Here is a 13,772-nt window from a genome sequence, read left to right as displayed (position 1 = left end):
CTCGAAAGAATTGGGACAATCCGCCATAATCCCGCGCAGAAATCCCTGGCACAGATATGACCCACCCGATCGTCGCCGTCCTCGCCTTCGACGGCATCAGCCCGTTCCATCTCTCCGTGCCTTGCCTGGTGTTCGGCGAAGATCGCACATCGTTCGGCCTGCCGCGCTTCGACTTCCGCATCTGCGCGATCGAGGCCGGTCCGGTCCACACCGAGGCCGGGCTGAGCGTCGCCGCGCCGCATGGGCTTGAGGGCCTCGATGGCGCCGACATCGTCATCGTGCCGAGCTGGCGGGATCTCGAAGACCCGCTGCCGGAACCGCTGACGCAGGCACTGCGGCGGGCCCACCGCAATGGTGCCCTGATCGTCGGCCTTTGCCTGGGAACATTCGCAGTCGCTGCTGCCGGACTGCTTGGCGGTCGGCGTGCGGCCACGCATTGGGCCTATGCCGAGCGGCTGCAGAAGCTTCATCCCGACATCGTGGTGGATGCCGAGGTGCTCTATGTCGACAATGGCGACGTGGTGACGTCGGCCGGCGTCGCGGCCGGGCTCGACTGCTGCCTTCATATCGTCCGCGCCCGCTACGGCGCCGAGGCAGCACTGCGGCTCGCGCGGCAGATCGTGCTCTCCCCGCACCGGCAAGGCGGACAGGCGCAGTTCATCGAGCGTCCGCTGGCGAGGAGCGCCGATACCGACAGGTTCGCACAAGCGCTCGACGCCGTGCGTGCGACGCTCTGCGAAGCGCACAGCCTGGACCGCGTCGCCGAAGCCGCCGGCATGACACGGCGCACCTTCACCCGCCGCTTCCAGAAATCGATCGGCACCAGTTTCGGCGATTGGCTGATCGAGCAACGGCTTGAACGGGCGCAGCGCCTGCTCGAGGCGACGGAAAAATCGATGGACGTCGTGGCCTTCGAGGCCGGCTTCGGCAGCGCCGCCTCGCTACGCCAGCATTTTTCGGCCCGTCTCAGGACCTCACCGGCGCAATACCGGCGTGAATTTTCCAGGCGGACCGACCTGGGCGAGCGGTCACCGCACGCGCTTTCGCACTGAGCGTCCGCCGGGTATTCAATCGCGCTTGATCGCCCGCGCCGGATTGCCGATCACCGTTGTGTTCCCGGGTACGTCGCGCGTCACCACCGCACCAGCGCCGACGACGGCGCCCTCGCCGATGCTGATCCCACCGAGGATGACCGCACTGCCGCCGATCCAGGCATTGGCGCCGATCTCGACCGGCCGCGCGACTTCCAGTCCGGCTTGCCGCCCGGCGACCTCCCTGTGATGCTCGGCGCAATAGATCTGCACATTGGGGCCGAGCAGCGTTCCCTCGCCGATGCGCACGCTTGCCGTGTCGAGAATGATGCAGCCGGCATTGAGAAAGACGCCGTCGCCGAGAAAGATGTTGAAGCCATAGGCACAGTGGAACGGCGCCTCGATGCGGGCGCCCTCGCCCGCGCCGCCGAGCAGATCCCGCAAGGCCGGCCCGATATTGCCGCGCTGGAGAGGCGCAAGCGAGTTGTGCTCGAACACGGCGCCTGCGGCCACGCCGCGCAGCGCCTCCAGTTCGTCATCCATGCACGTATACCACTCGCCTGCCGCCATTTTTGCGCGTTCGGTCTCAGCCATGCGGTGTCTCCGTCATCATTGCCACGCACGGTTACGGCGCATGAAAACGCCGATGCAAGTGCTGGCCAAATACCGGACCTATGGTAGCCTGCCGTTTCAGGGCTGTCCCGGCCCGGGATCGAGGGGGATCGACATGCTTTACATTCTTGCACTTCTGATCGGGGTCATTGCCGGCTTGCGCGCCATGACGGCTCCGGCCGCCGTCGCCTGGGGCGCCTGGCTAGGCTGGCTGCCGGTTGCCGGCACCTGGGCAAGCTTCATGAGCCACTGGGCCGCTGTCGGCATTTTCACGATCCTGGCCATCGTCGAGCTGGTCACCGACCAGTTGCCGTCGACACCGAGCCGCAAGGTGCCGCAGCAGTTCGGCGCCCGCATCCTGCTCGGCGCCTTCAGCGGCGCGGTCATCGGTGCGACCGGCGGCGCCACGGTCGTCTGCCTGATCGCCGGCGCCATTGGTGCCGTCCTCGGCACGCTGGGTGGCGCTGAAGCGCGGGGCCGGCTGGCGGCCGCTTTCGGCAAGGACCAGCCAGCGGCCTTCATCGAGGACGCGGTCGCGATCGTCGGCGGCCTCTTGATCGTGGCGGCTGTGGCATGACGGCGAAAACCTACGATGCCATCGTCATCGGCGCCGGCCAGGCCGGCCCTTCGCTGGCCGGCCGGCTGACCTCGGCCGGCATGAGCGTGGCGCTGATCGAGCGCAAGCTCGTCGGCGGCACCTGTGTCAACACCGGCTGCATGCCGACCAAGGCCATGGTCGCCAGTGCCTATGCCGCGCATCTGGCGCGGCGCGCCACAGACTATGGCGTGACCCTTTCCGGCCCGGTCGGCGTCGACTATGCCAGGGTCAAGGCGCGCAAGGACAAGGTGTCGAACGACGCCCGCGGCAATCTGGAGACCTGGATCGCCGGCATGGACAAATGCACGCTCTATCGCGGCCATGCGCGTTTCGAATCTGCCAACACGGTGCGCGTCGGCGATGAGCTCCTGACCGCCGGCAAGATCTTCCTCAACACCGGCGGCCGCGCCTCGGTGCCGGACCTGCCCGGCATCCACGACATCGACTATCTCACCAACTCCTCGATGATGGAGCTCGACGTGCTGCCGCGCCACCTCGTGGTGGTCGGCGGCAGCTACATCTCGCTCGAATTCGCGCAGATGTTCCGGCGCTTCGGCGCGGAGGTCACGATTGTCGAAAAGGGTTCGCGCCTGATCGGCCGCGAGGACGAGGATGTGTCCGACGCCATCCTGTCGATCCTGGAAAACGAAGGCATCATGGTCCATCTCGGCGCCGACGCCATAAGCTTCGCCAGGCAGGGCGAGGATATTGCCGTGGCCTTCTCCGCCGGCAAGCCGCCGGCCGTCGGCTCACATGTGCTCTTGGCGCTGGGGCGAACGCCCAATACCGACGATCTCGGTCTCGACAAGGCCGGCATCGAGGTCGACAAACGCGGCTTCATCACCGTCGACGACCAGTTGCGCACCAGCGTGCCCGGCATCTGGGCGATGGGCGACTGCAATGGCAAGGGCGCCTTCACCCACACGTCCTACAACGATTACGAGATCGTCGCGGCCAATTTGCTCGACAATGATCCGCGCAAGGTCAGCGACCGCATCGAGGCCTATGCGCTCTACATCGATCCGCCGCTCGGTCGCTGCGGCATGACCGAGGCGGCGGTGAAGAGATCGGGACGCCGCGCGCTGGTCGGCCAGCGGCCGATGACCCGTGTCGGCCGCGCCGTCGAGAAAGGCGAGACGCAAGGCTTCATGAAGATCCTCGTCGACGCCGACACCAGGGAAATCCTCGGCTGCTGCGTGCTTGGCCCCGGCGGCGATGAAGCCGTGCATTGCGTGCTTGACCTGATGTACGCCAAGGCGCCTGTCGACACGCTGGCGCGCGCCATGCACATCCACCCCAATGTCTCGGAACTGCTGCCCACCATCGCCCAGGAGTTGAAGCCGCTGGTCTGAACTTCGGCTTCAGCCGGTCGGTTCGGCCGCTCGGCCGGGTTCGGTCAGGGTCGTTTAGGCGGCACGGCACGGCACAAGCACCGCTGCCAGTGCCTCTTTGCTCTCCGCTTTCTGCATTGCTGCATTGCGGCAATGGCGCTTGTGCGCCATGGAGCGCTCGCGCAGTTTCCATTTGAACCGATTCAGCCTGGACCTCCCATGCCTTTGCCGATCCTTGCGCTTGCCATTGCGTCCTTCTGCATCGGCACCACCGAATTCGTCATCATGGGCCTGCTGCCTGAGGTCGCCGCCGACCTTGGCGTGACTATTCCCGCTGCCGGGCTGCTGGTCACGGGCTATGCGCTGGGCGTGGTCTTCGGCGCGCCAATCGTGGCGATGGCCACCGCGCATCTGCCGCGCAAGCCGGTGCTGGTCGGACTGGCCGCGCTGTTCGTCGTCGGCAACCTGCTCTGCGCCATCGCGCCCAACTACTGGATGCTGATGGGCGCACGCGTCTTCACCGCCTTTGGCCACGGCGCCTTCTTCGGCATCGGCTCGGTCGTCGCCGCCAGCCTGGTACCCCGCAACAAGCGCGCCAGCGCAATCGCGCTGATGTTCGCCGGCCTGACGCTGGCCAACATCCTCGGCGTTCCCGCCGGAACGGCGCTTGGCGAAGCCTTCGGCTGGCGCGCCACCTTCCTGGCGGTGGTCGGCATCGGGCTGATCTCGGTTGCTTCCATCGCGTGGCTGGTGCCGTCGGATGTCACCGAGCCAAGCGGCGGCGGCCTGCGCGGCGAATTGCGCGTGCTGGGCAAGCTGCAGGTGTGGCTGGCCATGCTGATCGCGGCGCTCGCCTCAGCCAGCCTGTTTGCCGTCTTCACCTACATCAAACCCTATCTCACCGACGTGTCCGGCCTCTCGACTTCAGCGGTCACCTGGGTGCTCTTGCTGTTCGGCGCCGGCATGACCATCGGCAACATCATCGGCGGCCGGCTGGCCGACTGGAAGCTGATGCCGACGGTCATCGGCACGCTGCTGCTGCTGGCGGTCCTGTTTGTCGGCTTCATGCAGTTCGGCGCTATCGCCAGTGTGGCCATCGGCATTGTCTTCCTCTGGGGCATGCTCGTCTTCGTCGTCGTGCCGCCGCTGCAGATCCGCGTCGTGGAGGCCGCTTCCGAGGGACCAAACCTTGCCGCCACGTTGAACCAGGGCGCCTTCAACGTCGGCAACGCCAGCGGCGCCTGGATCGGCGGCGTGGCGCTCTCCTGGGGCGTTTCCTATGCCAACCTGCCGCTGGTAGGCGCTGCACTCGCTCTGCTGGCGGTTGCCGTGGCCATAGCCTCGCGGGCACTGGACCGGCGTGCTCCGGCCGTCGCTTTTCAGCCTGCCGCGCAGTAGCTGCTTGCGCCCATAGCGCGACAGTCTGGACCAATCGACAAGCGCACCGTCGAAGAGGCATGTCCTTCTCGCCTCTCGACGGAGAAAGACCCATGCAGAAATCGATCGAACGCATAGCCGGCGACAGCGAAGGAGTTTCCTACGAATTCCCCCTGTTTCGCTTCGCTGGAACGGACGAATCCGCGCCCTCGGCCTATCTGCAGGCGGCACTCCATGCCGGCGAACTGCCTGGAGTCGTCGCCATTGACGCGCTGATGCCGATGCTGGCCAGGGCCGAGGCGGAGGGGCGCATCAAGGGCGACATCACCATCGTGCCTTGGGCCAATCCGATCGGCCGCGCCCAGTATCATTTCGGCGAACATCAAGGCCGTTTTCATCTGGGCACGCGCACCAACTTCAACCGCGGTTTTCCGCTGCTCGCCGCGCCCGACGCGGCACTCTTGCCCGACACCGCGCATGGCACGCCCGACCAAAGGCTGAAGACGAGACTGGTGCAGCTTTCGCTCGGCCACGACATCGTGCTCGACCTGCACTGCGACGACGAAGGCCTTGCCTATCTCTACATCCACACCAGCCTGTGGCCGGCAATGGCCGATTGCGCCGCCGCCATGGGCGTCGGGGCGGTGGTGCTGTGGAGTGAAGACACGGACGGCACTTTCGAGGGCGCCTCGATCATGCCCTACCAGAACGTTCCCGCCGATGTGGCGAAGCTCGACCGGCGCGTCGTCACCACGGTCGAATATCGCGGCATCCTCGATGTCGATGGCGCGTTCGCGGCGTCGGACGCCGCGGGGCTCTACCGGCTGCTGGTGGCGCGCGGCGTGGTCGCCGACCCGGCCCTGCCCTCACCCGGTGCCTTCACCGGGGTTGTCGCACCGCTCGAAAACATCGACATGATGCCGGCGCCCCGGGCGGGTGCCGTGCTTTACGACGTGGAGCCCGGCGACCGCGTGGCCAAGGACACGCGGCTTGCCGTCATCGTCCACGCACCGGGCGAAGCCGATGGCCGCACCGAGGTGTTCGCGCCGCAGGCCGGCATCGTCCTGACCCGGCGCTCGCGCCGCATCATCCGCGCCGGCGAGGATCTGTTGAAACTGGTGGGCGACAGGAAGAGCGCCGACGCAAGGTCCGGCACCCTGGAAGATTGAGCCTCCATCGAATCCAGTTGCGTGGTCGCTCAATCGCCGCTATGGGAATCGCCATGAACATGCGTTCGATCAAGACCGTTTGGTGGTGGGCCTGCTGACAGCGGCCTGTTCGAACGCGTGCGCGTGAAAAGAGAGGGTGGCCGCAGCGGAATGTCCGGGCGGCCATTTGTTTTTTCCAAAGCCATTCCCGGGTCCGTTGCCCAAGAAGCTGATGGAGACGGCAATGACGATGAAGGTTCTGGACAACGGCGCCGAGAGCTTTGTGACAGGGGGTGGCATCACCATCACCCGCGAACGCCACGACCGGCCCTATGAAGGCGCCATCGACGCTTATGTCGACGGGCTGAATGCGCGCCGGGGCGCGGTGTTCTCTTCGAACTATGAATATCCCGGCCGCTATACGCGTTGGGACACCGCCATCATCGACCCGCCCCTGGTGATCTCGGCGCGTGGACGGTCCATGCGCATCGAGGCGCTGAACCGGCGGGGCGAGGTGCTTCTGCCGGTCATCGTCAAGACGCTCGGCGATATCGCCGAGATCGCGATCGCCGAGGCGTCGAAAAAGCTGATCCGCCTCGACGTCGCCAAGCCCGGCCGTGTCTTCACCGAGGAAGAGCGCAGCCGCGTTCCTTCCGTTTTCACGGTGCTGCGCGCCATCACCGCCTTGTTCAAGACCGCCGAAGACGCCAATCTCGGCCTTTACGGCGCCTTCGGCTACGACCTCGCCTTCCAGTTCGATCCGGTCGACTACAAGCTCGAACGCAAGCCAAGCCAGCGCGATCTCGTGCTGTTCCTGCCCGACGAGATCCTGGTCGTCGATCATTATTCGGCCAAGGCCTGGACCGATCGATATGACTACGCCGGCAAGGGTTTTTCGACCGAAGGCCTGCCGCGCGACGAGATCACCGAGCCGTTCAAGACCGCCGACCGCATCCCGCCGCGCGGCGACCATGAACCCGGCGAATACGCCAATCTTGTGCGCCGCGCGATGGACAGCTTCAAGCGCGGTGACCTGTTCGAGGTCGTACCCGGGCAGATGTTCTACGAACGCTGCGAGACCCAACCCTCCGAGATTTCGCGCAAGCTGAAGTCGATCAACCCCTCGCCCTATTCCTTCTTCATCAATCTGGGCGAAGGCGAATACCTGATCGGCGCTTCGCCCGAAATGTTCGTGCGCGTCAACGGCCGTCGTGTCGAGACCTGCCCGATCTCGGGCACGATCAAGCGTGGCGACGACGCCATTTCCGACTCAGAGCAGATCCTGAAACTGCTCAATTCGAAGAAGGACGAGTCCGAGCTGACCATGTGCTCGGATGTCGATCGCAACGACAAGTCGCGCGTCTGCGAGCCGGGTTCGGTGCGCGTCATCGGCCGCCGCCAGATCGAGATGTATTCGCGGCTTATCCACACGGTTGACCATATCGAGGGCAGGCTGCGCGAAGGCATGGACGCCTTCGACGCGTTTCTCTCGCACGCCTGGGCGGTGACCGTTACCGGCGCGCCGAAACTATGGGCCATGCGCTTCATCGAGCAGAACGAGAAGAGCCCGCGCGCCTGGTATGGCGGCGCCATCGGCATGGTCAACTTCAACGGCGACATGAACACCGGCCTGACACTGCGCACCATCCGCATCAAGGACGGCATTGCCGAGGTGCGTGCCGGCGCCACATTATTGTTCGACAGCATTCCCGAGGAAGAAGAAGCCGAAACCGAACTGAAGGCATCCGCCATGCTCTCCGCCATCCGCGACGCCAAGACGGGCAATGCCGCCAGCACCGAGCGCACCACCGCGCGCGTCGGCGACGGCGTCAACATCCTGCTCGTCGACCATGAAGACAGCTTCGTCCACACGCTGGCCAATTACTTCCGCCAGACCGGCGCCAATGTCTCGACCGTGCGCACCCCGGTGCCGGAAGAAGTTTTCGACCGGCTGAAGCCGGATCTCGTCGTGCTGTCGCCCGGTCCCGGCACGCCGAAGGATTTCGACTGCGCCGCCACCATCGCACGAGCGCGCGCCCACGAGCTGCCGATCTTCGGCGTCTGCCTCGGCCTGCAGGCGCTGGCCGAGGCCTATGGCGGCGAATTGCGCCAATTGCACATTCCCATGCACGGCAAGCCGTCGCGCATTCGCGTCTCCAAGCCCGGCATCATCTTCTCCGGCCTGCCCAAGGAAGTCACCGTCGGCCGTTACCATTCGATCTTCGCCGATCCGGTGCGGCTACCCGACGATTTCGTGGTCACCGCCGAGACCGAAGACGGCGTCATCATGGCCTTCGAGCACCGCAAGGAGCCGATCGCCGCGGTGCAATTTCATCCGGAATCGATCATGACGCTCGGCCACAATGCCGGCATGCGCATCATCGAGAACATCGTCGCCCACCTGCCGCGCAAGGCCAAGGACAAGGCCGCCTAGAGACGATGGTCGAAACGCGGGACACGATGGCGGTCGCGGCGAAGGCCGCGACCAGGCGCAAGGTCGCAAAACTTGCCTTCTGGTCGATCGTCGTCGCTTGTGTGGTGCTCGCACTCAAGCTTGCCGCCTGGTACATCACCGGTTCCGTCGCACTCTATTCGGACGCGCTGGAATCGATCGTCAACGTCATCGCCTCGGCCGCCGCGTTCTGGGCGATCCAGGTGAGCTACAAGCCAGCCGACCAGGACCATCCGTTCGGCCACCACAAGGCCGAGTATTTCTCGGCCGTTCTGGAGGGTGTGCTGATCGTGGTGGCGGCACTCCTGATCCTGAACGAGGTCTGGCAATCCTGGCTCAATCCCGTCCCGCTCGAGCAGCCGTGGAAAGGCCTTGCCGTCAACGGTGTGGCGACGGTCATAAACGCCTTCTGGGCCTGGGCGCTGATTCATACAGGGCGCAACGCAAGATCGCCGGCACTGGTCGCCGACGGCCAGCACATCATGACCGACGTCGTGACCTCGGTCGGCGTCTTCGCCGGCCTAGTCGGCGCGGTGCTGACCGGATGGCAGATCCTCGATCCGGCGCTGGCCGTGATCGTCGCGCTGAACATTCTTTGGCAGGGCTGGCATGTTATCGGCTCGTCGATGAACGGGCTGATGGACCGCGCCGTCGATACCCAGGAGCACATGCGCATCCGCGACATCATTTCGGCCAATTGCAAAGGTGCGCTCGAGGTGCACGACCTCAAGACGCGCATCGCCGGCCGCGCCACCTTCATCGAATTCCATCTGGTCGTCGATGCCGACATGTCGGTCGGCGCCAGCCATGTCATCTGCGACCGCATCGAGGATGCGCTGCAGGCGGAAATCCCTTCCGTGCGCGTCACCATCCATGTCGAGCCCGATGATGAAGCCAAGCTGCCCAAGGGCACGACGGCGGTACCGTTCGCGTGAGGTGGTTTCCCGTCACGTCCTTGGAAAATTAGCCGAAGCTTCTCGACTTCGCGGGCGCTTACGGCGCGCAGGCTGATTGCGGCATCGGCTGCAGCCGGTAGACCTTGTCGTCGGACGTCGTCTTGCCGTTGGCCGCGGTCGAACACAGGTCAAGGATGGGCAGGCTGTTGTTGGGATTGGCCAGCATCATCGTGCCGTTGGCGCCGCGCTTGACGAAGATTTCCTTCTGCGCGATGTCGCAGGCAAAATCGCTCGCCTTCGAGCTCGCCGCGCAGCGCCACTGGTCGGCCTCGCCCTGGCAGGAATAGGCCTGCGTGACCTTGCCCGACTTTTGTCGCGTCGTGACCGAAACGGCGATGTCGGCGCCGTCAGGCCAATTGGGAAGGTCGCCGCCCGCCGCGAAGGAAGCCAGTTCGACCGGCCCACGGAACACGCGGATCGACTGCGTCACCTGGTCAGGATGCGAGCCGAAATGCGCGGCATCGTAGTCGCGGCCGTAGCAGAAAGCCTGGTCCGGCTTCAGCCGCTCGCGCAGCGGGGGCCCGAGCGCCGGATCGATCGGGTCGATGCGGGCGAATTCCGCCTTGCAGGTCGCGGCCGGCATGGGGTCGAGGCGGAACTTGTCGTCCTGCGAGCCGAGCGCCTGCCTGTTGTATTCAGTGGTGCCGAGTTCCTCTTCCGAACCGGCATCGAGATAGATATCGGGCTGCAGGTCCGACAGGATCAGCCGGCCTTCGTCGTCGACCTTCAGCGACGCCAGCGTGCGGTCGCATTCCATGCCGCAGTGGATCAGGCCTGGCGTGCCCTCCTCGGATTGGTGATTGCACCAGCCGCCTGCCCATTCCGGAGCCTTGGCGCCACGCACCGTGGTGGTGACGAAGCCATTGTAGGACGTGTCGGCATTCGCGGCCGGTTCCTCGTTCGGCCTGCTGACCGGATCATGGCCATAGTAGAAGAAGATCCGGGCCACCTTCTGCTCCGGATGCGCCTTGAGGTGCTTGGCATCGTAGATGCGGCCGAAACAGGCGTCCTGACCGTTGGGACTGAGTTCGATGAGCTTGGCCGCTTCGTCGGCGAAAGCCGTCGCGCCCAGCAGAGTCAACAAAGCCGCTCCGGACAGGATGCTTGCCAGTCTCTGTTCGAACGCCATGTGACCCCTCCGCATCGGCAGGACGCAACGTCAATTCATGCTACACTCGGGGTCGCGGCCACGCAATTCGCGGCCATCTGTCAACCGGGAGACTATTGTCATGCGCCGACGCGACATGTTCCGCGCGATTCTCGCCGGAGCCGGCACGCTGATTGGGCTCCGGACCGCGCAAGCCGCGACCACCAGGCCTCCGAGATTGAAGGTCGCCTACCATCTCAGCGACCTCGACAAGGTCAATTTTGTCCTCGGCAACATCAAGAACCATTACGAAGGCACTGGCGGCAATGTCGATATCGCGCTGGTCGTCCATGGTCCGGCTCTTGCCGGTTTCAAGTCGAAGGGGGTATCGGCGGCGATCTCCGGTCGTTTCACCGGTCTCGTCCAGCAAGGGCTCGATCCGCATGCCTGCGCCAACACCATGCACGGCATGGACATTTCCCTCGCCGACCTGCTCGACGGGTTTCATGCGGCTGACAGTGGCGGCGTCGTCAAGCTCGCCGAACTGCAAAGCCGGGGCTATGCCTATCTCAGGCCTTGAAGCTGCATGGACTTGAATGCAAGGGTGGCAAGACCCACGAAGAACCCGGAGGAACGACAGTGCCAGCGACGACCATTCCCCTTGGGCTTGTCATTCCCGATCTCGCCGGCAAGGCGGTGCTGGTCACCGGTGCCTCGACCGGCATTGGCGCGGCACTCGCCTTGGCCTATGCGGCGCAGAAATGTCTCGTCGCACTGCACTACAATTCCAGCCGTGACGCCGCCGAGAAACTTGGCAGGGCCATCCGCGACAATGGCGGCGAGGTGTTTCTCGTCCAGGGCGATTTTTCCCTGGCCGCCGACGTCGAGCGTGTCGTCGAGGACAGCGCGCAGCATTTCGGCCGTCTCGACGGGCTGGTCAACAATGCCGGCGGCATGCTCGGCCGCGTGCCCTACGCCGAACAGACAGAGGCGCATTACGACGCGGTGATGGATCTCAACGCGCGTTCGGTGCTGACCGCCTCACGCAAGGCGATGCCGTGGCTGAAGAGACAGGGCGGCTTCATCGTCAACACCTCCTCGATCGCAGCGCGCAACGGCGCCGGCGGCGGCGCCGGGCTCTACGGCTCGGCCAAGGCCTTCGTCTCCAACGTCACGCGCGGCATGGCCAAGGAACTGATCGGCTTCGGCATCCGCGTCAACGCGGTGGCACCCGGCACCATCCTCACGCCGTTCCACGAACGCTATTCCACCGAAGAGCAGATCAGGGGTATGGTTGCCACCATTCCGCAAGGACGCGCCGGCACGGCTGAAGATTGCGTCGGTGCTTATCTGTTCCTCTCTTCCGATCTGTTGAGCGGCTACATTACCGGCCAGGTGATCGAGGTGAATGGTGGCCAGTTGATGCCTTGAGCCGCGACCTGCATACTGGCGAACGGCATACTCTTGTCGAAAACGCTGAAGGGAGACGAAGGGATGTACGGTCTGATCGGCAAGATGCGAGCGGCCCGCGGCCAGCGCGACGCTGTCATGGACGTCCTGCGCGCCAGCACCGGCGCCCTGCCCGGCTGCCTGAGCTATATCGTTGCCACCGACCCGGCCGATGCCGATGCCATCTGGGTCACAGAAGTGTGGACTGACCAGGCAAGCCACAAAGCCTCACTGCAGCTTCCCGAAGTCCAGGCGGCCATCGCCAAGGCGCGGCCTTTCATCGCCGGCTTCGAGTTCCAGGTGGAAACCAATCCCGTCGGCGGCTTCGGATTGGCCGACGCCACAACCGGCTGACCGGATGGGCGACCCGATAACGACAATCGGAGCCATGGCCCAAAGATTCCTTTGATCGAATCCTGATCGCCCAGGCAATGGTGGACGGCATTACCTTCCTGACGATGGACGATCTTGTCGCCAGCTGTCCAGGTCCTGTTCGAAGGCTTTGACTGGGACGCCCCAGTAAAACCAGCCACGAGTGTCACAGCTTTTGGCGTCGCAGGGTTGCATCGTGCCGCTTCGAGTCTAAGACCAGAACATGGATTCCTCGCCCAAGCAGCCATCTCCGGGCCAAGCCGCCGTCGAGCGCATGGCGCGCATGCCCAAGCCTTGGCAATGGCTGGCCCTCCTCGTCATTTCCGTGCTGTTTGCCGGTGCGCTCGAACTGGCCGCCTTGCCGGCAGCGCTGCTGATCGGGCCGATGCTGGCGGCCATCGTCGCCGGCACCAACGGCGCCACGGTGCGCGTGCCGCGGCTTCTGTTCGGCTCCGCCCAGGCAATCGTCGGCTGCCTCATCGCCGCTTCGATCTCGGCCGACATTTTTCGCGTCTTCTACGCCGAATGGCCGCTGTTCCTCGGTGCCGTGACAGCCACTGTCGCGGCGTCCAGCCTGCTCGGCTGGCTGATCAGCCGCTGGCGCATCCTGCCCGGCACGACCGCCGTCTGGGGATCCTCCGCAGGCGCGGCCACCGCAATGGTGCTGATGGCCGGCGCTTTCGGCGCCGACCAGCGCCTCGTCGCCTTCATGCAGTATCTGCGCGTCATCTTCGTCTCGATGACGGCGGCGCTCGTGGCCAAGATGTGGGTTGACACGTCGGGCATCGAGGTGCCGCCCATCGTCTGGTTTCCGCCGCTCGACGCCCAGGCCTTCGCCGCAACCATCGGCATCGCGCTGGTCGGCGGGCTGGCGGGAAAGCTTTGCCGGCTGCCTTCGCCCTTCTTTCTGGGCACCTTCATCTTCGGCGCTGTCATCCACCTTGGCCTCGGCGTACCGATGCAATTGCCGCCATGGCTGCTGGCTGTCAGTTACGCTATGGTCGGATGGTCGATCGGGCTGAACTTCACCAGGCCGATCCTGCGCCATGCGACACGGGCCCTGCCGCAGATCGTCGCTTCGATCGTGGCTCTGATCGCCTTTTGCGGCGGCCTCGCCTTCATGATCAGCCATCTGCTCGGCATCGATCCGCTGACCGCCTATCTCGCCACCAGTCCCGGCGGCATGGACAGCGTCGCCATCATCGCCGCCGCCGCCCAGAACGTCGACATCTCCTTCATCATGGCGCTCCAGTCGGCGCGTTTCCTGATCGTGCTGCTTGTCGGCCCGAGCATCGCGCGGCTGGTGGCGCGCACGGTGAAGGAATAGGTTGCTCCGCTCCGGCTGCCGGCACACTTATG

13 protein-coding genes are annotated in these 13,772 nt (G+C 65.0%); 11 read left to right on the top strand and 2 right to left on the bottom strand.

What is annotated here, in order from left to right:
• Positions 1-56 precede the first annotated feature (56 nt).
• Positions 57-1,052 carry a helix-turn-helix domain-containing protein gene (locus LB551_RS00195; protein ID WP_224657806.1) on the top strand — a complete coding sequence of 332 codons (996 nt, stop codon included), beginning with the start codon at positions 57-59 and terminating at the stop codon, positions 1,050-1,052.
• 15 nt (positions 1,053-1,067) lie between these two features.
• Here LB551_RS00195 and LB551_RS00190 read toward each other — a convergent pair whose 3' ends face one another.
• The gene (locus LB551_RS00190; protein WP_224657805.1) at positions 1,068-1,625 is read right to left on the bottom strand and encodes a sugar O-acetyltransferase; all 558 of its coding nucleotides are present in this window, start codon (positions 1,623-1,625) and stop codon (positions 1,068-1,070) included.
• 133 nt (positions 1,626-1,758) lie between these two features.
• Here LB551_RS00190 and LB551_RS00185 point away from each other — a divergent pair, with 133 nt between their 5' ends.
• The 6 genes from LB551_RS00185 (at position 1,759) to LB551_RS00160 (ending at position 9,484) form a co-directional block, all read left to right on the top strand.
• Positions 1,759-2,220 (top strand): DUF4126 domain-containing protein, encoded by a 462-nt coding sequence (locus LB551_RS00185; RefSeq protein WP_224657804.1) that lies wholly within the window; start codon positions 1,759-1,761, stop codon positions 2,218-2,220.
• Positions 2,217-3,593 carry an FAD-containing oxidoreductase gene (locus LB551_RS00180; protein WP_224657803.1) on the top strand — a complete coding sequence of 459 codons (1,377 nt, stop codon included), beginning with the start codon at positions 2,217-2,219 and terminating at the stop codon, positions 3,591-3,593. The genes LB551_RS00185 and LB551_RS00180 overlap by 4 nt, the downstream gene beginning before the upstream one ends.
• Before the next feature lie 198 nt (positions 3,594-3,791).
• Positions 3,792-4,970, top strand: coding sequence for an MFS transporter (locus LB551_RS00175; RefSeq protein ID WP_224657802.1), 1,179 nt, complete (start codon positions 3,792-3,794; stop codon positions 4,968-4,970).
• A 92-nt stretch (positions 4,971-5,062) separates the two neighbouring features.
• Positions 5,063-6,118 carry a succinylglutamate desuccinylase/aspartoacylase family protein gene (locus LB551_RS00170; RefSeq protein WP_224657801.1) on the top strand — a complete coding sequence of 352 codons (1,056 nt, stop codon included), beginning with the start codon at positions 5,063-5,065 and terminating at the stop codon, positions 6,116-6,118.
• A 223-nt stretch (positions 6,119-6,341) separates the two neighbouring features.
• Positions 6,342-8,531, top strand: a complete 2,190-nt coding sequence (locus tag LB551_RS00165; protein WP_224657800.1) for an anthranilate synthase — start codon at positions 6,342-6,344, stop codon at positions 8,529-8,531.
• 26 nt (positions 8,532-8,557) lie between these two features.
• Complete coding sequence (locus LB551_RS00160; protein WP_411970926.1) at positions 8,558-9,484, top strand: cation diffusion facilitator family transporter; 927 nt, start codon at positions 8,558-8,560, stop codon at positions 9,482-9,484.
• 58 nt (positions 9,485-9,542) lie between these two features.
• Here LB551_RS00160 and LB551_RS00155 read toward each other — a convergent pair whose 3' ends face one another.
• Positions 9,543-10,634, bottom strand: coding sequence for a hypothetical protein (locus tag LB551_RS00155; protein WP_224657798.1), 1,092 nt, complete (start codon positions 10,632-10,634; stop codon positions 9,543-9,545).
• 100 nt (positions 10,635-10,734) lie between these two features.
• Between LB551_RS00155 and LB551_RS00150 the strand changes: the two genes are divergently transcribed.
• From LB551_RS00150 to LB551_RS00135, 4 genes are all read left to right on the top strand, one after another.
• Positions 10,735-11,172 carry a DsrE family protein gene (locus LB551_RS00150; RefSeq protein WP_224657797.1) on the top strand — a complete coding sequence of 146 codons (438 nt, stop codon included), beginning with the start codon at positions 10,735-10,737 and terminating at the stop codon, positions 11,170-11,172.
• Positions 11,173-11,231: 59 nt separating this feature from the next.
• Positions 11,232-12,023, top strand: a complete 792-nt coding sequence (locus tag LB551_RS00145) for an SDR family NAD(P)-dependent oxidoreductase (protein WP_224657796.1) — start codon at positions 11,232-11,234, stop codon at positions 12,021-12,023.
• A gap of 63 nt (positions 12,024-12,086) precedes the next feature.
• Positions 12,087-12,395 carry a putative quinol monooxygenase gene (locus tag LB551_RS00140; RefSeq protein WP_224657795.1) on the top strand — a complete coding sequence of 103 codons (309 nt, stop codon included), beginning with the start codon at positions 12,087-12,089 and terminating at the stop codon, positions 12,393-12,395.
• 241 nt (positions 12,396-12,636) lie between these two features.
• A complete protein-coding gene (locus LB551_RS00135) occupies positions 12,637-13,740 on the top strand; it encodes an AbrB family transcriptional regulator (RefSeq protein WP_224657794.1) in 1,104 nt (367 codons plus the stop codon).
• Positions 13,741-13,772: the final 32 nt, after the last annotated feature.

The organism is Mesorhizobium sp. BR1-1-2 (assembly GCF_020165435.1).
Classification (GTDB): Bacteria; Pseudomonadota; Alphaproteobacteria; order Rhizobiales; family Rhizobiaceae; genus Mesorhizobium.
Note: the sequence above shows the minus strand (reverse complement) of the source record. Positions and strands in the feature narration are given on the sequence as shown.

Bases quoted from the DNA above. Each gene is read 5' to 3' on its own strand.
- LB551_RS00185 (WP_224657804.1), top strand. From the start codon at position 1,759: ATGCTTTACATTCTTGCACTTCTGATCGGGGTCATTGCCGGCTTGCGC.
- LB551_RS00195 (WP_224657806.1), top strand. From the start codon at position 57: ATGACCCACCCGATCGTCGCCGTCCTCGCCTTCGACGGCATCAGCCCG.
- LB551_RS00160 (WP_411970926.1), top strand. From the start codon at position 8,558: ATGGCGGTCGCGGCGAAGGCCGCGACCAGGCGCAAGGTCGCAAAACTT.
- LB551_RS00150 (WP_224657797.1), top strand. From the start codon at position 10,735: ATGCGCCGACGCGACATGTTCCGCGCGATTCTCGCCGGAGCCGGCACG.
- LB551_RS00175 (WP_224657802.1), top strand. From the start codon at position 3,792: ATGCCTTTGCCGATCCTTGCGCTTGCCATTGCGTCCTTCTGCATCGGC.
- LB551_RS00135 (WP_224657794.1), top strand. From the start codon at position 12,637: ATGGATTCCTCGCCCAAGCAGCCATCTCCGGGCCAAGCCGCCGTCGAG.
- LB551_RS00190 (WP_224657805.1), bottom strand. From the start codon at position 1,625: ATGGCTGAGACCGAACGCGCAAAAATGGCGGCAGGCGAGTGGTATACG.
- LB551_RS00165 (WP_224657800.1), top strand. From the start codon at position 6,342: ATGACGATGAAGGTTCTGGACAACGGCGCCGAGAGCTTTGTGACAGGG.
- LB551_RS00155 (WP_224657798.1), bottom strand. From the start codon at position 10,634: ATGGCGTTCGAACAGAGACTGGCAAGCATCCTGTCCGGAGCGGCTTTG.
- LB551_RS00180 (WP_224657803.1), top strand. From the start codon at position 2,217: ATGACGGCGAAAACCTACGATGCCATCGTCATCGGCGCCGGCCAGGCC.
- LB551_RS00170 (WP_224657801.1), top strand. From the start codon at position 5,063: ATGCAGAAATCGATCGAACGCATAGCCGGCGACAGCGAAGGAGTTTCC.
- LB551_RS00140 (WP_224657795.1), top strand. From the start codon at position 12,087: ATGTACGGTCTGATCGGCAAGATGCGAGCGGCCCGCGGCCAGCGCGAC.